We start from the raw sequence: 20727 nt of genomic DNA, 5'->3' as shown, positions 1-20727 counted from the left end.
TCCCGCCTTCGCGCAGGGCCCTGGGCCATCATGGATGACCGTGAACACACCCCAGCCCACCCCCGACCCCACGGCCGCCCACGAGATCGCCCTGCCCGGGGCCGTGCGCGCCCGCCTGGAGCAGGCCACCCCCAGCGTCCTGGTCGACACCCGCGCCCTGGCCCGGGTCCGCGAGCGCTTCGACACCGAACAGGCCCAGACCCTGGGCCGCTACCTGGCCAGCGCCCAGTCGCCCAACACCCTGCGCGCCTACCGCGCCGACTGGACCTCCTTCACCGCCTGGTGCCTGGCCCAGGAACGCCAGTCCCTGCCCGCCGACCCGGTGGACGTGGCCGTGTACCTGGCCGCCTGCGCCCAGGAGCGCACCCCCGACGACACCGGCTGGGCCCTGGCTCCCTCCAGCATCGAACGGCGCGCCGCCGCCATCGCCGCCGTCCACGGCGCCCACGGCCTGGACTCGCCCACCCGCGCCGAGGTCGTGCGCATGACCCTGCGCGGCATCCGCCGCACCCGCCGGGCCCGCCCGCGCCGCAAGGAACCGGTCATCCTGCCCGTCCTGGAGGCGCTGCTGTCGGTGCGCCCGGGCCCCGAGCACCCCCACGGGGTGGCCCGCAGACGCGACACCCTGCTGCTGCTGGCCGGGTTCGGCGGGGCCCTGCGCCGCAGCGAGCTGGCCGCGCTGACCTTCGACGACCTGACCCTGCACACCGACCCCGCCACCGGCGCCCCCGCCCTGGTGGTGGGGCTGGGCGCGACCAAGACCGACCAGGAGGGCCGCCACGGCCAGCGGGTCGCCCTGCCCCGGGGACGGCACCGCCACACCTGCCCGGTGTGCGCCTACGCCGACTGGGCCGCCCTGCTCCAGGCCCACCGCGCGGGCGGTGAGGAGGCGGTGGCCCACCTGCTGGGCCGCGCCCGCCCCGAGGAGGGCCTGGCCCACCTGTGCCAGGGCTGGTCGGGCACGGACCTGGCTGACGGCTCCGAGCGCCCCCTGCTGCCCGCCGTGGACCGCCACGGCCACATCGGAACGCGTCCGATGTCGGGCCGGGCCGTGGGGGAGCTGGTCAAACGCTACGCCCGCCGCGCCGGGCTGGACCCCGACGACTTCGGCGGGCACTCCCTGCGGGCGGGCTTCGCCACCCAGGCCGCGCTGGGCGGGGCCAGCGACCGCGAGATCATGCGCCAGGGCCGCTGGACCAACCCGCGCACGGTCCACGACTACATCCGCACCGCCAACCCGCTGGAGGACAACGCCGTCACCCGGCTGGGCCTGTGAGCCCCGCACCCGCAGCCCCCGGGGCATCTCAGCTTGCCAACAAACCCACCAGTAGTACTCGAAATCACCAGTTAAAGTGCGATCCTTCCCTGATGAGACATTAGGTTGGTTCCGTGAGAAAGGGGACGGGCCCATGGTCGACGAGTTTCGCGCGGCGTTCCAAGAACTGATCGACGCCTCCGTCGCCACCGACCCCCAACACTTCCCCCCAGCCGTCCACAAGGTCTACGTCCTGGCCTCCCAGATCCCCGCCTCCGAACGCGAACTCGCCCTGGAGGCCCTGGCCCCCCTGCTCTCGGGAGACCACGCCGCCCCCGGCATCATCGCCGACCTGTCCGTGGTCGCCGGAGCCCTGGTCGAGATGGGCACCGACCCCGGCCCCACCGGCGTGGAGGTCCTGCGCCGCCTGCGCACCATGGGCCGGGGCGCCATCGTCTTCGTCCGCGCCTGGGAGCGCACCGGCGCCGACGCCCCGCCCGACCCCGACGCCGTCACCGCCGACGCCGAGGCCCGCGTGACCGCCGACCTGGGAAACGACGCCCCCGGCGCCACCATGTGCTGGTGGACCATCCGCCGCCACGGCCTGGCCGCCAGGACCATGCTCAGCGAGGCCGCGGTGCGCGCCCACATCCGCCGCGACCCCGCCCTGCACGCCGAACTCCTGGCCATCGCCAACCAGCTCGGCGACCTGCTCACCGAGTTCGACCAGGTCCGCGACCTGCTGCGCATGGCCGAGGCCACCGGCGCCCTGGTCCTGGACCGCGCCTCCCAACGCGCCTTCCGCGTGCGCTTCGAGGGCATCGGCGACAACTCCCAGCTGCACACCCTGCTCGCCGACGCCCTCATCGGCCCCCAACGCCAGGGCCTGCCCGGGGACCCGCCCGACCCGCGCTGGGTCGCCGCCTTCCGCGACAGCGCCCCCGACCCCGCCGCCCAGACCGTGCGCGGCTGGTGGAACCTGGTCGCCCACGACGGCACCTGGGTGTGGAACGAGGGCCTGCCCGCCGAGATCCCCACCCTGGAGGGCGAACACCTGGTGGTCCTGGACGAGCAGCCCTACCCCCGCTCCTGGAACGCCGCCAGGCGCCACCCCCAGGTGCGCGGCTGGCTGGAGGTGGAGGCCGAACTCCCCCCCGAGGAGGCCGCGCTGTGGTGGAAGCGCGTCGCCCCGGCCGAACCGGCCATCCCCAGCGCCGACGAGGACCAGCACCCGCCGCTGCCCGAACCGGTCGTGCTCGGCGCCGAGGAGGCCGAACCCGTCCGGGTCCGCGGCTTCCTGCCCGAGGAACCCCCCGCGCCCGAGCCTTCCGAGCCCGCGCCCCCCGTGACCGCCCCACCTGAGCCGCAGAGCGCGCCCCGCCCCGAACCCGCCCGGCCCCGGCCCCAGCCCCCGAGCGTCCCGGTCCGACCCGCTCCCGCCGAGTCCTCCGCGCACCCGCAGCGGCCCGAACCGCCCCGCGCACCCCGACCTCCCGCCGAGCCCACCGGCGGCAACGGCATCCTGCCGCCCCTGCCCCCCGGGGTGTCCAACAGCTCGGGCTGGGGACCCACCTGGCGCTGACGCGCCTCCCGCCTGTCCGCCCCGCAGGGCGGACAGGTGTACTGAGACCCCGGATTGGGCGCGTTCCCCTCACCAAAAGTCACGGTGACCGAAACTCCGACTCCTTGCACAGGAATCATCACGCAAAGTAGCGTCGCGTCACTGTAACCTTCCGTGACTCCCCGGGCGGCGGGGCCGCCCGGATGGACAGGAGACGTCACCGTGACCAACCGTGTGACCTTCCACCTCAACGGCACCCGGGTCGAACTGGTCGACCCCTCACCCCACCTGCTGCTCGTGGACTACCTGCGCTCGGACCCGGTGGGGCTGACCGGCACCAAGAAGAGCTGCGGCCAGGGCGGCTGCGGCGCCTGCACCGTCGTCCTCTCCCACTGGGACAGCGCCCAGAACACGGCCCACCACCGCGCCGCCAACTCCTGCCTGCGCCCGGTGTGCTCCCTGGACGGCATGGCCGTGACCACCATCGAGGGCACCGGCTCCGCCCAGCGACCCGCACCCGCCCACCTCTCCCACGGCACCCTGTACTCCTTCGCCGCGGCCCCCAGCGGCTTCGTCCCCTCCACCGAGACCGAAGCCGTCCAGACCCTGCGCCAGGCCCAGGAGAGCGCCCCCGCACCCGCGGACCCCGCCGCACGCACCGCCCAGGACGACCCACAGTCCGGCCCCGCCCCGTGCCGGGGCATGAACCCCGTCGCCTACCGCCTGGCGGCCAACAACGGCACCCAGTGCGGCTTCTGCACCCCCGGATTCGTCATGAACATGACCGGGTTCCTCGTCAACCACCCCCGCGCCACCAAGGCCGACATCGAAGGCGCCCTGGACGGCAACCTGTGCCGCTGCACCGGCTACCGGCCCATCCTCACCGGCATGAAGACCTTCGCCTCGGACTGGACCCCCCAGGACGAGGAGGAACGCATGCACTGCGTCCCCGAACCCGTGTGCTGCCCGCCCGACCCCAAGGCCCGCCCCGCCCTGCCCTACCCCGAAGGCGCCAAGACCGCCCCCGGCGACATCACCGTCAAGGCCCCGCACACCACCTGGCTGACCGCACACACCCTGCAACAGCTACGCACCCTGCTCACCCAGACCACCACCGGCACCACCCGCCTGGTCTGCGCCAACACCTCCTACGGCATCTACCCCCAGGAGATCCACGACGCCACCCGCCTGATCGACATCCGCCACATCCCCCAACTGCACCAGCACGACCTCACCGACGCCCGGCTGCGGGTGGGCGCCGCCACCACCTACACCGACCTGATCACCCACCTGGACCAGGCCCTGACCACCCACCCCGGCGCCGCCTCCCTCCAGGCCCTGCGCCTGATGGCCCGCCGCACCGCCGGAACCCTGGTGCGCAACACCGCCACCCTGGGCGGCAACACCATGCTGGTCCTGCACCACCTCACCCAGGGCGAACCCTTCCCCTCCGACCTGTTCACCACGATGGTGGCCACCGACACCACCCTCACCTACTGGCGCGCCAGCACCGACACCACGCACACCGCCACCGCCCAGGAACTGCTCGACCACGTCAGCGCCGATCCCGCCCTGCTCCAGGACCTGCTCCTGCTCTCCTACGACCTGCCCCTGACGGGCAAGGACGAGCACGTCACGGCGCACAAGACCGCCCTGCGCGAGGTCAACGCCCACACCCTGGTCAACGCCGCCACCCGCATGAGCACCAGCGGCGTCACCGGTGACGCCGTCCTCGTGGACGGGGCCCGCCTCGTCTTCGCCGGCATCGCCGCCGCACCCTGGCGCGCCAGGCGCACCGAACAGGAACTGGTGCACACCCCCCTCACCTACATACACATCCCCGCCCTGCTGGCCACCCTGCACCAGGAGACCACCCGGGCCCTGGCCGCCACCGCCCCCGCCCGCGCCCACCACCCCGACGAGGGCATCACCGACGCCTACCGCGCCGACCTGGTGTGCGCCTTCGCCCGCAAGAGCCTGCTGTCCCTGCTGCTCTCGCACTCACCCGCCCTGGTCCCGACCACCGAACGCTCGGGCGCCACCGCGCCCTGGGGCACCCAGCCCTGGGGGAGCTGGCCGGTCAGCGGCGGCCAGCAGACCTACACCCCCGACCACGACCGCGAACCCGTCTCCGAACCCCACGTCAAACACCTGTCCATGTACCAGGCCTCCGGCCAGGTCCACTACACCCAGGACGTCGCGGTACCCGAGGCCACCGCCCACGCCGCCCTGGTCACCAGCCGCCGGGCCCTGGCCCGCTTCGCCTTCACCGTCCCCGGCACCGGCGAGAGCGGCCACCAGGCGCTGCGCCGCCACCTGGCCGAGCACCACCCCGCCTTCCTGGGCCTGATCACCTGCGCCGACGTCCCCCCGGCCGGATCCAACCGCAGCGGCATGGCCGCCGACCAGCCCCTGTTCGCCGACCAACGGGTGATGTACGCCGGCCAGACCCTGGCCCTGGTCGCGGCCACCGACGACGACCAGGCCCAGCGCATCGCCGCCTACGTCACCGACCACTGCGTCACCTACACCCCCATCGACTGGCCCGCCCCCTGGGACACCCCCGTGCTGACCCTCAAGGACGCCCTGGCCCGCGGCAGCGTCTTCCCCGACTGCCCCAAGGACGCCTCCTTCGTCTCCCACATCTGGAAGGTCACCCGCCCGGGCAGCGACCTGTCCTGGACCCGCCCCAGCACCCCCTACGCCACCACCGAACCCACCACACGCACCACCAACATCGACAACAACACCTGCACGGTCGTGGACAGCCCCCAGACCACCGGAGGCCAGGCCCACTTCTACATGGAGACCCAGGCCTGCCTGGTCGAACCCGCCGACGGCGACCGCTGGTCCCTACGCGTGTCCACCCAGAGCCCCATGGAGATGCACCAGACCGCCGCCCACGCCCTGGGCGTGGAACACCACCGCGTGGAGGTGCGCGTGGACGAGGTCGGCGGCGGCTACGGCGGCAAGACCGAACCCACCCGGTTCGTCACCGGCCCCGCCGTCATCGCCGCCCACGCCCTCAACCGACCCGTGCGCCTGGTGGTACCCCGCGACCAGGACACCGCCCTGATCGGCAAACGCCACCCCTACCACGGCCAGGCCCAGATCGCCGTGGACACCGGCGCCGCCACCCCCGCCGCCAAGGGCCTGATCCGGGGCATGAGCACCCTGATGTGGGGCGACGGCGGAGCCTACTACGACTGCTCCTTCATCGTCTCCAACTGCATCCAGCTGCGCGCCGACAACGCCTACCGCGTGCCCCACTTCGAGAACACCATCGACGTGTGCCGCACCAACACCGCCCCCAACACCGCCTTCCGCGGCTTCGGCGACCTCCAGAGCAAGATCATCACCGAGAACGCCATCGACGACGCCGCCTTCGCCCTGGGCATGAGCCCCGAACAGGTACGCGAACGCAACCTCTACCAGCGCGGCGACGTCACCCCCTTCGGCCAGGCCCTGAGCTACTGCTACATCCGCCGGGTCTGGGACTACCTCAAGGAGACCGCCGGCTACGAGGCCAAGGCCGCCGACGTGGCCAGGTACAACCGGGACAACACCTGGCGCAAACGCGGCCTGGCCATGATCCCGGTCAAGTACGGGTCCGGCTACAACGCCGTCATGCTCGAACAGGCCGCCGCGCACGCCGCCGTCCACACCGCCGACGGCAGCGTCGTCATCCACCAGGGCGGCGTGGAGATGGGCCAGGGCCTGATCACCAAGGTCGAACAGATCGCCGCCCACGTCCTCAACATCCCCATGAGCCTGCTGCGCGTGGAGGGACCGCGCACCAGCGTCATCCCCAACCCCACCAGCACCGGAGCCTCCACCGGCACCTCCTACAACGGCGAGGCCGTCAAGCAGGTCTGCGAGCAGCTGCGCCGACGCCTGGCCGACTTCGGCACCCGCATGCTGCGCGAGCACGGCGACACCTGGTGCGCCGAACGCGGCATCGACTACTGGAACCACGGCGCCCAGGGATGGGCCGCCCCGACCGAGGCCGGGGGCCGCCGCAAACTCGTGTGGCAAAACCTCGTCGACCTGGCCTTCAACCACCGCGTCAGCCTCGTGGCCTCCCTCAACGCGCCCATCACCGGCGGCGAAACGCCCATCCCCGCCCTGACCTACAAGAAACCCGGCCAGACACCGCCGCCGGGCATCGAGGTCGACCCCGACGCCGTCCCCGGCGGGGGAGTGACCTCCTTCACCGGGTTCACCTACTCCGCGGCCTGCTCGGTGGTGGAGGCCGACATCCTCACCGGCGAGGTCAAGATCCTCAGCTCCGACCTGGTCTACGACATGGGCCGCAGCATCAACCCCGCCCTGGACGTGGGCCAGATCGAGGGCGCCTTCGTCCAGGGCGTGGGCTACCTGCTCACCGAACACCTGGCCTACCAGGGCACCGGCGCCGAACGCGGACGGCTCAACAGCACCAACACCTGGCGCTACAAGCCCCCGGCGGCCTCCACCATCCCCCTGACGATGAACACGCGCCTGTTCCCCCGCGACCTGGCCGGCGACGTCCCCGACAACCCGAACGACCTGCTCTCGGCCAAGGAGGTGGGCGAGCCCCCGCTCATCCTGGCCGCCACCGTCTTCTTCGCCGTCAAGGCCGCCGTGCGCGCCTCACGCCTGGAACGCGGCCTGAGCGGCCTCTTTCGCATGGACGCCCCCGCCACCGTGCAGGAGGTCCGACGCGCCTGCGCCCTGACCTGATCCCACTGACCTGACCCCACTGTCCGGGGCCCTCACAGGGGCCCCGGATGGCCTTCTCAGGCCCGGTGGCGCGGGGTGTGGGGAACCGACTCGGTCGCGCCGCGCGTGCGCCGGGGGTCCTGCTCGTCCTCGTACAGGCCCTCGAAGTACTCCTCCTCGGTGGGCCCCTCCTCCTCACGGCGCCAGCGCTGACCCACGAACACCGGGGCCACCAGCACCACCACCAAGGGCACGAACACCCCCAGCGGCAGCAGCACCAGGGCGCCCTCGGTCCCGGGCAGCTGCGGCAACCGCTCCAGCAGGTACATCCGCCACACCGCCAGGCCACTCAGGGACCCGACCGCCAACCCCGCGCCCAGCGGCAGCATCGGCGTCAGCCGCGGCGGAACCACCAGCATCGCCACCAACAACCCCACACCCACCAACCCGGCCACCGCCAGGGGACCCGAGCCCTGGAGGGCGCCCAGACCGGCCGCGTGCAGGCCGCGCAGGTGGACGAACGCCCACCCCGCCACCAGGACCAGCAGCGGACCCAGGATCAGACCGAACAGGAAGCCGACGAAGTGTCGCACGGGGGTGCTCCTCTCAGAGGTTGCGCAGCACCCTAGCGACAAAAACCAGAAACGGCATCACATCACATCAAGACGGGCACCCGTCCCGGGTACAGGCCCCACACCGCGCTAGTCGACGCCCGGACGACGGCGCAGCGCGTCCGCGTCGGGCCGCTCCGGCACCGCCAACACCCGGTCACTGGGCGGCGTACGCCCCCACCGGCGCCGGAACTCATAGGCCACCAGCGCCACCACCACCGACCCCACCGAGGCCAACAGCGCCTGACGCTGGTCGGGGATGACCACCATCGCCACGAAGATCGTCACCAGACCCCCCAGCACCGCCCACGTCAGGTACGGAAACACCCACATCCGCAGGGTCAGCCGCTCCGGCTCACGCCGACGCACCCGCCTGCCCACCACCAGCTGCGAGGCGCAGATCGTCAAGAACAGCACCAGCAGGATCGCGCCGATGGAGGCCACCAGGAACGGGAACACCCGGTCGGGCCACAGGTAGTCGGCCACCGCCGCGCCGTACCCCACCACGGTGCCCAACAGGATCGCCCGCACCGGCACACCCCGCCGGTTGGTCCCGCGCAGCACCCGCGGGGCGTCCCCCTGCCGGGTCAGCGTGAACAGCATCCGCGAGGAGGTGTACATCGCCGCGTTCAACACGCTCAGCACCGCGATGAAGACCACGATCTCCATGATCAGCGCCGCCCCGGGCACACCCACGTGCTCCATCACCGCCACGAACGGACTGCGCCCCGGATCCACGCTGTTCCACGGCAGCACCATCACCACGACCACGATCGAGGCCACGTAGAACAGCCCGATCCGCCAGAGCACGTTGGTTACCGCCGAGGCCACACCGCGCTCGGGCTCGGCGCTCTCACCCGCGGCCACCGTGATGATCTCCACCCCACCGAAGGCGAACAGCACCACCACCGTGGCCGCCAGCACCGCGACCCACCCGTTGGGCGCCACCCCGCCGTGCTCCCACAGGTTGGCCACACTGGAGCCGCCCGCGCCGCTCCACAGACCCACCGCCCACAGGCCACCGATCAACAGGAACGCCACGATCGTGGCCACCTTGACCAGCGAGAAGAACGACTCGGTCTCGGCGAACACCCGCACCGAGACCAGGTTGGCCACCGTCATCGACAACAGCACCAGCAACGCCAGCGCCCACCCGGGCACACCCGGCACCCACTGGCCCAGGATCGCCGCACCGGCCACCGACTCGGCGGCCACCAGCACCGCGTACATCCACCAGTACACCCACCCGATGGTGAAACCGGCACGGGGACCGAAGGCCAGGCGGGCGTAGTCGGAGAAGGAGCCCCCGGCCGGGACCGCCACCACCATCTCGCCCAGGGCGCGCAGGGTGAAGAACACCAGCGCCCCCGCCAGGACGTAGGAGAACACCGCCGCCGGGCCCGCCATCTGGATGACCGACCCGGAGCCGATGAAGAGTCCGGCGCCCACCGAACCGCCGATCGCGATCAGCGCCATGTGGCGGCGCCGGAGCGAGTGGGCCAGTCCGGCGCCGGGGGTCTGCGTTTGGTTGGCCGCGCTCTCGGGCGGCGTCGCACTGCTTGTCACCTGGCCAACCTTAGGAGCATCTCATTCCTTGGACCGGCCCTGACCCCACCAAAAACAGCGGATGACCCCATCAAGTGAAATAAGTAACATCCCAGAACAGTCACCCTCCGCGCACATGAGCGAGGCCACCCACCCGAAGAGCCCACACCACCACGTGCCGCAACCCCCCTCACCCCCGGGCCACCCCGCAGACGGACCCGCGGGGGAGGGGCGTGAGGACCGCGCACACCGGCCGTAGGAACGCCCCGCGTCACCCTCACCCCGCCGGGGGAGGCGCCACCACCCCCACCTGTGCCACGATCACCCACGTGCGCCACCTCACCCCGCTCCTGCGCCCGCTCACCAGCGCCCACACCTACCGGCGCTGGGCCTACCTCGTCATCGGCGGCGCACTCCTGATGCCCTACGCCATGGCCGCCCTCGTCCTGGCCACCCTCGTCAACCCCACCCCCACACCCGCCGCCCTCACCCTCACCCTCACCGCGGCCCTGGCCGCCGTCGCCGCCACCGCCTACCTGCCCGGCACCCGCAACGCCCAGACCCACCTGGCCCGCGCCCTGCTCCGCGGCACCCTCACCCACACCCCCCGCCCCAACCCCACCTGGCGCAACAACGCCCGCACCAGCCTGTGGCTGTGCCTGCACATGCTCACCGGCATGGCCGTGAGCCTGCTCACCATGACCGCCCTGACCGAGGCCGCCCTCCTGGCCGTCGCACCCCTGACCCGCGACCCCACCACCATCGCCCAGGGCCCCCTGACCTTCATGGGCCAGACCGCCCTGACCCCCACCCAACGCGCCCTGGGCCCCCTCATCGGCCTCGCCCTGCTCGCCGCCCTGATCTACACCACCGCCCTGACCGGCCACCTGCTCACCCTGGCCGCCCCCCGCCTCCTGGGCCCCTCACCCACCGAACGCCTGGCCGCCGCCCAGGCCCACGCCCACACCCTCGCCGAACGCAACCGCCTGGCCCGCGAACTCCACGACTCCCTGGGCCACGCCCTGTCCGTGGTCACCCTCCAGGCCGCCACCGCCGCCCGCCTGCTGGACACCGACCCCGACTTCGCCCGCCAGGCCCTGACCCACATCGCCGACCAGGCCCGCACCGCCACCGCCGACCTCGACCACGCCCTGGGCATCCTGCGCGAGAACACCCCCACCCCACGCACCACACCCCCCGACCTGACCCACCTGCCCCACCTGGCCCACGCCACCCAACACACCGGCACCGACCTGACCCTGCACCTGAGCGGCGACCCCGCCCGCGTACCCGCCCTGCTCTCCCGCGAGACCTACCGCATCAGCCAAGAAGCCCTCACCAACGCCCTGCGCCACGCCCCCGGCCAACCCCTCACCCTCACCCTGGACATCACCCCCACCGCCCTCACCCTGACCCTCACCAACCCCCTACCACCCACCCGCGCCCACCGCACCCCACGACGACGCGGCCACCACGGCATCACCGGCATGCGAGAACGCGCCCACCTGCTCGGCGGCACCCTCACCGCCCGCCCCCACCACGGCACCTGGCACCTCACCTGCCACCTGACCTGGGAAGAACAACCGTGATCCGCATCAACCTCGTCGACGACGAAGCCCTCATCCGCGCCGGACTGGCCGCCCTCATCAACGCCGAGCACGACATGCGGGTCACCGGCCAGGCCGACGACGGCGCCGACGTCCCCGACCTCGTCCGCCGCACCCGCCCCGACCTGGTCCTGATGGACGTGCGCATGCCCCACCTGGACGGCATCCAGGCCACCCGCACCCTGCACACCACCCTGACCGACCCGCCCCGCGTCATCGTCGTCACCACCTTCGACAACGACGACTACGTCTGGGGCGCCCTACGCGCCGGCGCCCACGGATTCCTCCTCAAACGCACCCCACCCGAGGACATCCTCGCCGCCATCCGCATCGCCCACCGCGGCGACACCCTCCTCTTCCCCACCGCCCTGCGCCACCTGGCCGCCACCCAGCCCACCGCGCCCACACCCGCCGCCCGCGCCGTGGCCACCCTCACCGAACGCGAGTCCCAGACCCTCACCCTCATGGCCCAGGGGTTCACCAACGCCGAGATCGCCGACCGCCTCTTCCTGGGCACCGAAACCGTCAAGACCCACGTCTCCCACACCCTCACCAAACTCGGCGTCCGCGACCGCACCCAGGCCGTCATCGCCGCCTACGACTCCGGCCTCATCCGCCCCAACACCGGCCACTGAGCACCCCGCACACGACGACACACCCACCCCCAGGTGAACACACGGCAACAACACTGCTACTTTCGGCAACCACACCGTGTCCGCGCCACACCCGGGGAAAGCACATGCCCACCACCATCGACCTCGACCACATCCGCCACCTCTACCGCACCCACCGCGACGACCTGGCCCGCGTCCGCGACCAGATGCGCCACCACCACACCACCAACCCCCACCTGCGCCCCTGCACCGACGACATCGAAGCCGAGATCACCTACCTGCTCCTGCGCGAGAACACCCCCGCCCACACCGTCCAGATCGGCACCGACCACGGCTGGTCCACCACCTGGATCCTGTCCGCCCTACGCGACAACGGCACCGGCCACCTGCACTCCTTCGACACCCGCGACCACGCCCCCCACCACGTCCCCACCGACCTGGCCCACACCCGCTGGACCTTCACCCACGGCGACATCCGCACCAGCACCGCCCACCTGCCACCACGCACCGACCACCTGCACATCAACGCCACCCACCAGGGCTGGTTCGCCCGCTGGTACCTGCACCACCTGCTGCCCACCCTGCCCCCGCACACCACCGTCACCGTCCACGACGTCTTCCGCCACCACTCCACCCCGCCCTTCACCGAAGGCGCCCACGTCATGGCCTGGCTCACCACCCACACCACCGGCTTCTTCACCGCCTCCGCCGCCCGCGCACCCCACACCCACCGCGCCCTACGCGAACTCAAGGAAGAACTCGGCCTGACCACACCCCTGCACCCCGGCCACCACAACCCCGCCATCTACTTCCGCCTGCCCGCACCCACCCCCTGACACGCCGCGGGGGGTGGAGGCACCAGCCCCCACCCCCCGCGACCACCACGGCCTCAGCCCTCCCCGGCCTCCACCGCACGCCGCACACGCTCACGCCCCGACACCACATCAGCCGCATCCGCCACAATCCGCGAAAAATTCACCGGCTGATCCAAACTCACCATGTGCCCCGCCCGCGGCACGTTCACCAACCGACCATCCGCACACACGTCGAAGAAACGCTTCTCATGGATCCGGAAGTGGTCCCGCGCCCCATTGATCAACCACACCGGACCCTCATACGCGGCCAACGCCGCCAACACGTCCATCTCCGAGACCGCGTCGATCACCGCCGTGGCCGCCTCCACCGCCAAACCACCCCCCAACACCGCGTCCGCCGCACCATCACGCAACGTCAACCGGTGAAACCGCTCGTTGACCGCCGCACCCTTGTCCGGCAACCGATCCATCAACACCGCCGGAATCCGGTACACCTGCGCCAACAACTGCGCGGGCTTGGCCGTGCAACCCGCAGCCACCAACCCCGCCACCCGCCCCGGAGCGGCAGCCGCCGTCGCGATCGAGACGAACCCGCCCAGACTCAACCCCACCACCAGCGCACGACCACCCACACTGTCGACCGCAGCCAACACCGCGTCCACCGCACGCCCCAGCGAGAACTCCTCACCCCGCCGCGACCCGTGCCCCGGAAGATCGGGGACCACCACCGTGCGCCCCTCGCTCTCCAACAACTCCACCTGCGGACGCCACATACTCCCCGACACCCGCAACCCATGCACCAGAACGATCGGCACACCCATGACCGCCTCCTCCTACCGCACCCGGTAGCGCACCGTCACCGGAGCATGATCAGACCAACGCCCAGCATGCTCGGGAGCACGCTCCACCCGCGCCTCCACCGCACACCCCGCCAACCCCGGCGTAGCCACCTGAAGATCGATCCGCCACCCCGCGTCGTTGTCGAAGGCACGACCACGGTAGGACCACCACGTGTAGGGTCCCTCCTGGTCCGGGTGCAACGACCGCACCACGTCCACGAACCCCGCCTCACCCAGGACCCGCGACAACCACTCCCGCTCCTCCGGCAGGAACCCCGCGTTCTTGCGGTTGGCCCGCCAGTTCTTCAGATCCGCCTCGGCATGGGCGATGTTCCAGTCCCCGCACACCACCAGCTCACGACCGCGCTCCTCCACCTGCGCACGCCGCTTGACCAGATACGGCAGGAACGCCTCCATGAAACGCTCCTTCTCCTCCTGGCGCTCGGTGCCCACCTCACCCGAGGGCAGGTACAGGCTCGCCACCGTCACCTCACCCAGGTCCACCTCCACATACCGGCCCGACTCCTCGAACTCGGCATGCCCGAACCCCACCCGCACCTCATCGGGCTCACGCCGCGAGTACACCGCGACCCCCGCACGCCCCCGCGCCGCCGCCGGAGCCAACACCACGTGCCACCCCTCAGGCGCCACCACCCCCGCCGGCAACTGCTCGGCCTCGGCCCGCGTCTCCTGAAGACACACCACGTCGGCGTCCGTGCCCGCCAACCACCCCACGAACCCCGGATCCTTCTTCGCCGCGGCCCGCAGCCCATTCACATTCACCGACGAAATGATCACTTAAACCCTCTGTGTTGATATAGTCACTCTATGCAAAAAATCCCCAAGCACAACCCCAGGGTCCTTCTGTACGGACGAATATCCAAGGACCAGCAGAGAGGAGGACACGCGGGAAGGTCCGTCGACCAACAACTCAGCATAGGCAAGCGCCGCTGCGCCGAAAACTCCTGGCCGATCGCCGGAATCTACCTCTCCTGCGCGAGAGTGCCACCGGCTTCAGTCGGTGGGTGAATCGCCCGTCACGAAACGTCACACCCCCGCGCTAGGGTCGATTCAGACCACCCAAGGGAGGTGACACATGAAGCGTGAGCGCGGCCACAAGGCCCGCCTGTACCCCACCAAGGACCAACTCCGTGAGTTGGAAACCCAGGGCCATGCCGCCCGCGCCCTGTGGAACCTCTTGCACTGCTGGTGGACCATGTCCTCCGAGAACCGGCGGGTGTCCCTGGCCGACGCTGATGCGGCCATCCGGCAGGCCCGCAAGGACATTCCGTGGCTGGCGGCCCTTCCCGCGCAAGCAGCACAACAAGTCCTGAAGACCTATTTCCGGGCGTGGCAGAACTGCTGGGCGGGCCGTGCCGGACCGCCCGTCTTCAAAGCACGGCTGCGTTCACGGATGTGTGTCGACATCCCTCAAGGTCGCGACCTGGCCATCGAGCGTCTCACCCGTACGTGGGGGAGTGTGAAGGTCCCCAAGATCGGCGTGGTCCGATTCCGGTGGACCAAGGACCTACCGGTCGGTAAGCACGCTGACGCCGCCAACCGCGTCACCGGTGCCCGGTTGGTGCGGGAAGCCAATGGCTGGCACGTGGTGCTGCGGGTGCGCACCGAGGCCAAGGAACCGCCCCCGCACACCGGCCCGGGGGTGGGGATCGACCGGGGCATCGCCAAGCCGCTCGCCCTGTCCGACGGCACGTTCCGTGAGCACAAGCCGTGGCTGTCCGAGAGTGAGGCCGAGCGTGTGCGCCGGTTGGAGCGTAAAGCCGCCCGCCAACGGCGTCACCGCACACCCGGACAGGTGCCCTCGAACCGGCTGCGTCGTACCTATGACCAGATCGCGGGGGTGCGCGCGAAAGCCAAGCGCCGCGCCCTGGACTGGCAGCACAAGGTCACGCACGCCCTGGCCCAGGAGTTCGGTGTGGTGGGGGTCGAGGACCTGAATATCACCGGCATGGTCCGCTCGGCCCGGGGAACGGTGGACGCCCCGGGCACCAACGTCAAGCAGAAGGCCGGGTTGAACCGTGCGATCGCGGGTCAGGCGTGGGGGCGCACGGTCGCGTTGTTGGCGTACAAGCTCGCTGAGCGGGGCGGGCACCTGGTGCGGGTGCCCGCCCTGTACACCTCGCGGCGCTGCTCGCGGTGTCAGGTCATCGCCGAGGGCAGCCGCGAGTCCCAGGACCGGTTCGTGTGCAAGGCACCCGCGTGCGGGCACACCGCGCACGCCGACACCAACGCCGCGTGCAACGTCGAGCACGCGGTCAAGCAGCAAGCGCCCCAGGACATTGTGGGTGCCAGGACGTGGAGCCCTCGCCGTCAGGCGGGCTGAGAAGCGTAGACCACCAGCGGCGGACCGGTTCCGTTAGCTGGATTCTCCCGCCTTAGCGGGAGAGGATGTCAATCTGACAACGACGTGCCCACCTCCCAGTACTCACACAGGAGACGCGAGGACTGGAAGCGGCTGATGAGCGACATCCGCGACGGCCACGGCGACATTCCGTGGGTGCGGGAGGTCAGCCGCGGCACCTCATCGATCAGCCGCCCCCGCCCTCGGCCACCAGACGCCGCAACACCCCGTACGTACGGTTCGACGACGCCGCCTCCCGCTGCGCCCGCGCCGTCACCTCGATATAGGCCTGCGACGACGCCACCGACGCATGCCCCAGCAGATGCATGATCTCCGACACCGACGCCCCGTCCTCCGCCAACCGCGTCGCGAAGGTGTGCCGCAACGCGTGCACCAACGTCCCCCGCGCCACCCGGTCGTGCACACCCGCGTGCTTGTAACACTGCTGCACCAGATACTGCAACCCACCCCGGCGCAACCCCTCACCCCGGTTGTCCACCAACAACGGATCCGACCCCCGCACCACCCCGAACCGCTCACGCCGCGAGACCAGATAGGCCTCCAACAACGCCTCCAACGGCACCTCGATCGGCAGGACCCGCTCACCCCCGCCCTTGCCCACCACCCGGATACGACGCTCACCCGAACGCCCACCCACCGACTCCACCCGAAGCGACAACATCTCCGCCGACCGCATCCCCGTCAGCAACGCCAACGCCAACACCGCCAGATCCCGCTCCGGCCACGGATCACGCGCCTTACGCGCACCCCGCGCCAACGCCTCCAACAACCGCTCCGGGGTGTCCTCACCCATCAACGGCTTGGGCCCGGAGGGACGCACCCGCGGCCGCGGCACCGCCGACATCGGATTGCCCGCCACCACCCCCTCCGACACCCAGAACGCGAAGAACCCGTTCCACGTCGACCACGCCCGCAACACACTGGAAGCCGCCCGCTCCCCGGCGAACTCCGCGAACGCCGCCCGCAACACCCCCGCCTCCAGGTCCTGCCACCCCACCAGATCGGGCTCCACACCCACCACCTGCGCCACACACCCCAACACCCCGCGCAGATCACGCCGGTAGGCGGCCACCGTGTGAGGGGAGGGCTTGGCCGCCCGACGCGCCACCAGGTACTGCTCCACAGCCTCGGCCACAGGCCCCGTCTGAGCACTCATACCCCCAGCATCCCCGATTCCGCGGGCGCTTCCACCGCCCGCCACCACCGGGTGTCGAAGACGGTCGACACCCGGCAGCGGGGGAGAGGGGGAGCCCCAGTCTCACCCCCCGCCCAACACCCGCCGCACCCCCGCCGCGATCTCCACGTCCTCACGCGAGGGCACCACCAACGTGCGCACCCGCGCCCCAGCACCCGTCACCTCCGCCTCACCCTCCACAGCCGCATTCACCGCACCGTCCACACCCACCCCCAAAAAACCCAGCCCCCGCGCCACACGCTCACGCACCGGCGCCGCCGACTCACCCACACCACCGGTGAACACCAACGTGTCCACCCCGCCCAACGCCGCCGCCATCGACGCCACACCCGCACACAACCGGTGCACGTACACCCCCAACGCCAACCGCGCCCGCGCGTCGTCGCGCTCCAACACCTCACGCATGTCCTCGGTCCCCGCCAGCCCCAACAACCCCGACTCGCGCTCCAACCCCCGCTCGACCTCCTCCACCGACAACCCGCCATGGCGCACCAACCACACCACCAACCCCGGATCCACACTCCCCGAACGCGTGGCCATCACCACCCCCTCCAACGGGGTGAACCCCATCGTGGTGTCCACACACCGGCCCCCCGACACCGCCGCCAACGACGCCCCCGACCCCAGGTGCGCACTCACCACACGCTCCCCACCGGTCAACTCCGCCGCCCGCCGCGACACATAGGCGTGCGAGAGCCCGTGGAACCCGTACCGGCGCACCCCCCACTCCCGACGCCACCGCTCGGGCACCGCGTACGTGGACGCCACCTCCGGCAGACCGGCGTGGAAGGCGGTGTCGAAACACGCCACCGCCGCACACCCCGGCAACGCCCGCCCCACCACCTCGATCGCCTCCAACGCCTTGGGCTGGTGCAGGGGCGCCAGCGAACCCCACGCCCGCAACCGCTCCACCACCGAGGCGTCCAGCCGCACCGGATCGACGAACTCACCACCCCCGTGCACCACCCGGTGACCCACCGCGTCCACCTCGGGCACACCCTCCAGCACCCGGCTCAGCTCCCGCGGATCCCAGTGCCCCCCACGCGCCGCGAGCGACTCCGAGTCCAGCACCGCACCGTCACCGTCCACCACCCCCAGCTTCAGGCTGGAGGACCCCGCGTTGACCACCAGAACACGCATCAGTACCGCCACACCCACTCACGGATCTCCGCCGGATCCTCACCGAACTCCCGCGTGTGGGCCCGGTGCCGCAACCGCTCGTCCGCCATCCGCTGACGCACCTGCGCCGCCCGCTGCCCCAGGCCCGGAACCCGGTCGATCACGTCCATCACCAGATGGAACCGGTCCAGGTCGTTGAGCATCACCATGTCGAACGGCGTGGTCGTCGTGCCCCGCTCCCTGTACCCGCGCACGTGCAGGTTCCCGTGACCCGCCCGCCGATAGGTCAACCGGTGCACCAGCCACGGATACCCGTGGAAGGCGAAGACCACCGGCTTGTCCGTGGTGAACAGGGCGTCGTACTCGGCGTCGGGCAACCCGTGCGGGTGATCGCTGTCGGGCAGCAACCGCATCAGGTCCACCACGTTGACCACCCGCACCCGCACCTGCGGCAACCACCGGCGCACCAGGTCCGCCGCCGCCAACGCCTCCAACGTGGGCACGTCACCCGCACACGCCAGCACCACGTCCGGGTCCGCCCCGCCGTCGGTACTGGCCCACTCCCAGATCCCGATCCCGCGCGTACAGTGCGCCACCGCCTCCTCCATCGACAGGTAACCCAGCCCCGGCTGCTTGCCCGCCACCACCACGTTCACGTAGTCACTGGAGCGCAGGCAGTGGTCGGCCACCGACAACAGCGTGTTGGCGTCCGGCGGCAGGTACACCCGCACCACCTCCGCGGGCTTGTTCAGCACCACGTCCAAGAACCCCGGATCCTGGTGGGTGAACCCGTTGTGGTCCTGACGCCACACGTGTGAGGTCAACAGGTAGTTCAACGACGAGATCGGACGCCGCCACGGCAGCTGCCGCGACACCTTCAACCACTTGGCGTGCTGGTTGAACATCGAGTCCACGATGTGCACGAACGCCTCGTAGCAGCTGAACAACCCGTGCCGCCCGGTCAACAGGTACCCCTCCAACCACCCCTGGCACAGGTGCTCGCTGAGCACCTCCATCACCCGACCCCCGGGCCCCAGGTGCTCATCGGTCGCCAGCCGCCCCGCCTCCCACTCCTTGTCCGAGGCCTCGAACACCGCGTCCAACCGGTTGGAGGCCGTCTCGTCCGGCCCCACCAACCGAAACGTCCGCGGATTGGCCCGGATCACATCCCGCAGGAAACGGCCCAGCACCCGCGTCGCCTCACTGGTCTGGGTCCCGTTCCTGCCCACGTCCACCGCGTACCCACGAAAGTCCGGCAGCACCAGCTCCCGCCGCAGCACCCCGCCGTTGGCGTGCGGGCTCGCGCTCATCCGCCGTTCGCCCTCCGGCACCTGGCCGCGCACCTGGGCCACCGGGGCACCCGACTCCTCGAACAGCTCCTCGGGCCGGTAGGAGCGCATCCACTCCTCCAGCAACCTCCGGTGCCCCTCGTCCGAACGCACCTGGCCCAACGGCACCTGGTGGGAACGCCACGTCCCCTCCACCGGCTCACCGTCCACCTCCACCGGCCCCGTCCACCCCTTGGGCGAACGCAGGATCACCACCGGCCACACCGGACGCTCCCGTACCCCCGACACCCGCGCCCGGTGCTGGATCCGCGCGATCTCCTCCAGCGCCTCGTCCACCGCCTCGGCCATCCGCCGGTGCATGTACTCGGGGTCCTCACCACTGACCAGCAACGGCCGGTACCCCAACCCCTCGAAGTAGGACAGCAGCTCCCGTTCGGGGATCCGCGCCAGCACCGTGGGATTGGCGATCTTGTACCCGTTCAGGTGCAGGATCGGCAGCACCGCGCCGTCGTGCACCGGGTCCAGGAACGCGTTGCCGTGCCAGCTGCCCGCCAGCGGTCCCGTCTCGGCCTCACCGTCGCCCACCACGCACGCCACCACCAGGTCGGGGTTGTCGAAGGCCGCACCCTGGGCGTGCGCCAGCGAGTACCCCAGCTCACCGCCCTCGTGGATGGACCCCGGCGTCTCGGGCGCCACGTGGCTGGGCACCCCGCCGGGGAAGGAGAACTGCCGAAACAGTCGCCGCATCCCGTCCACGTCCTGGCCCACGTGCCGGTACACCTCGCCGTAGGTGCCCTCCAGCCAGGCGTTGGCCACCGCGGCCGGGCCGCCGTGCCCCGGCCCGATCACGTACATCATGTCCAGGTCCCGGGCCCGGATCGCCCGGTTCAGGTGCGCGTAGCAGAAGTTCAGCCCCGGGGTGGTGCCCCAGTGCCCCAGCAGGCGCGGCTTGATGTGCTCGGGCCGCAGCTCCTCGCGCAGCAGCGGGTTGTCCATCAGGTAGATCTGCCCGACCGACAGGTAGTTCGCGGCCCGCCAGTAGGCGTCCACGCGTCGCAGTTCGTCCTCTTGCAGGGCCATGCCTCTTCCTCCCAGGAGGGTGTTCCCGTGCGTGGAGGGGGAGCAGCGGGCCGGTGGACCGGGGGAGTCCGCGCCCGACCCAGCCACGGTAACTCTCCGTGCTCACCCGTTCA

14 protein-coding genes are annotated in these 20727 nt (G+C 71.2%); 7 read left to right on the top strand and 7 right to left on the bottom strand.

Features of this window, described 5'->3' with window-relative positions; genetic code table 11:
* The first annotated feature begins 34 nt into the window (after positions 1-34).
* The 3 genes from ACSIH6_RS04760 (at position 35) to ACSIH6_RS04750 (ending at position 7538) form a co-directional block, all read left to right on the top strand.
* Complete coding sequence (locus ACSIH6_RS04760; RefSeq protein ID WP_435106973.1) at positions 35-1276, top strand: tyrosine-type recombinase/integrase; 1242 nt, start codon at positions 35-37, stop codon at positions 1274-1276.
* Between the two features lie 133 nt (positions 1277-1409).
* Complete coding sequence (locus tag ACSIH6_RS04755) at positions 1410-2837, top strand: hypothetical protein (RefSeq protein ID WP_435106972.1); 1428 nt, start codon at positions 1410-1412, stop codon at positions 2835-2837.
* A gap of 201 nt (positions 2838-3038) precedes the next feature.
* Positions 3039-7538, top strand: coding sequence for a molybdopterin cofactor-binding domain-containing protein (locus tag ACSIH6_RS04750; RefSeq protein ID WP_435106971.1), 4500 nt, complete (start codon positions 3039-3041; stop codon positions 7536-7538).
* Positions 7539-7594: 56 nt separating this feature from the next.
* Here the strand turns inward: ACSIH6_RS04750 and ACSIH6_RS04745 are convergent, their stop codons facing one another.
* Both ACSIH6_RS04745 and ACSIH6_RS04740 read right to left on the bottom strand, forming a co-directional pair.
* Positions 7595-8110, bottom strand: coding sequence for a hypothetical protein (locus ACSIH6_RS04745; protein WP_435106969.1), 516 nt, complete (start codon positions 8108-8110; stop codon positions 7595-7597).
* A gap of 108 nt (positions 8111-8218) precedes the next feature.
* Positions 8219-9604: an amino acid permease gene (locus tag ACSIH6_RS04740; protein WP_435107064.1), complete on the bottom strand. Its 1386-nt coding sequence runs from the start codon at positions 9602-9604 to the stop codon at positions 8219-8221.
* A gap of 398 nt (positions 9605-10002) precedes the next feature.
* Between ACSIH6_RS04740 and ACSIH6_RS04735 the strand changes: the two genes are divergently transcribed.
* From ACSIH6_RS04735 to ACSIH6_RS04725, 3 genes are all read left to right on the top strand, one after another.
* Positions 10003-11262 (top strand): sensor histidine kinase, encoded by a 1260-nt coding sequence (locus ACSIH6_RS04735; protein WP_435106967.1) that lies wholly within the window; start codon positions 10003-10005, stop codon positions 11260-11262.
* Complete coding sequence (locus tag ACSIH6_RS04730; RefSeq protein WP_435106965.1) at positions 11259-11915, top strand: response regulator; 657 nt, start codon at positions 11259-11261, stop codon at positions 11913-11915. Before ACSIH6_RS04735 ends, ACSIH6_RS04730 begins: the two co-directional genes overlap by 4 nt.
* Before the next feature lie 104 nt (positions 11916-12019).
* On the top strand, positions 12020-12730 hold the full coding sequence (locus ACSIH6_RS04725; protein ID WP_435106963.1) for a class I SAM-dependent methyltransferase: 711 nt from the start codon (positions 12020-12022) through the stop codon (positions 12728-12730).
* Positions 12731-12783: 53 nt separating this feature from the next.
* Here ACSIH6_RS04725 and ACSIH6_RS04720 read toward each other — a convergent pair whose 3' ends face one another.
* Entirely contained in the window at positions 12784-13530 is a 747-nt protein-coding gene (locus ACSIH6_RS04720) for an alpha/beta fold hydrolase (RefSeq protein WP_435106961.1), read from the bottom strand.
* Between the two features lie 12 nt (positions 13531-13542).
* On the bottom strand, positions 13543-14346 hold the full coding sequence (locus tag ACSIH6_RS04715; protein WP_435106959.1) for an exodeoxyribonuclease III: 804 nt from the start codon (positions 14344-14346) through the stop codon (positions 13543-13545).
* A gap of 298 nt (positions 14347-14644) precedes the next feature.
* Here ACSIH6_RS04715 and ACSIH6_RS04710 point away from each other — a divergent pair, with 298 nt between their 5' ends.
* Positions 14645-15892: an RNA-guided endonuclease InsQ/TnpB family protein gene (locus ACSIH6_RS04710; RefSeq protein ID WP_435106957.1), complete on the top strand. Its 1248-nt coding sequence runs from the start codon at positions 14645-14647 to the stop codon at positions 15890-15892.
* 205 nt (positions 15893-16097) lie between these two features.
* Here the strand turns inward: ACSIH6_RS04710 and ACSIH6_RS04705 are convergent, their stop codons facing one another.
* From ACSIH6_RS04705 to ACSIH6_RS04695, 3 genes are all read right to left on the bottom strand, one after another.
* On the bottom strand, positions 16098-17087 hold the full coding sequence (locus tag ACSIH6_RS04705; RefSeq protein ID WP_150251366.1) for a tyrosine-type recombinase/integrase: 990 nt from the start codon (positions 17085-17087) through the stop codon (positions 16098-16100).
* Positions 17088-17189: 102 nt separating this feature from the next.
* The gene (locus ACSIH6_RS04700; protein WP_435107063.1) at positions 17190-18266 is read right to left on the bottom strand and encodes an acetate/propionate family kinase; all 1077 of its coding nucleotides are present in this window, start codon (positions 18264-18266) and stop codon (positions 17190-17192) included.
* Positions 18266-20614, bottom strand: a complete 2349-nt coding sequence (locus ACSIH6_RS04695; protein ID WP_435106955.1) for a phosphoketolase family protein — start codon at positions 20612-20614, stop codon at positions 18266-18268. The genes ACSIH6_RS04700 and ACSIH6_RS04695 overlap by 1 nt, the downstream gene beginning before the upstream one ends.
* Between the last annotated feature and the right edge of the window lie 113 nt (positions 20615-20727).

It is taken from the genome of Nocardiopsis synnemataformans, from assembly GCF_965343085.1.
In the GTDB taxonomy this organism is placed as follows: domain Bacteria; phylum Actinomycetota; class Actinomycetes; order Streptosporangiales; family Streptosporangiaceae; genus Nocardiopsis; species Nocardiopsis alborubida.
The sequence above is the reverse complement of the archived record's forward strand: the minus strand, read 5'-3'. Positions and strand labels throughout refer to the sequence as shown.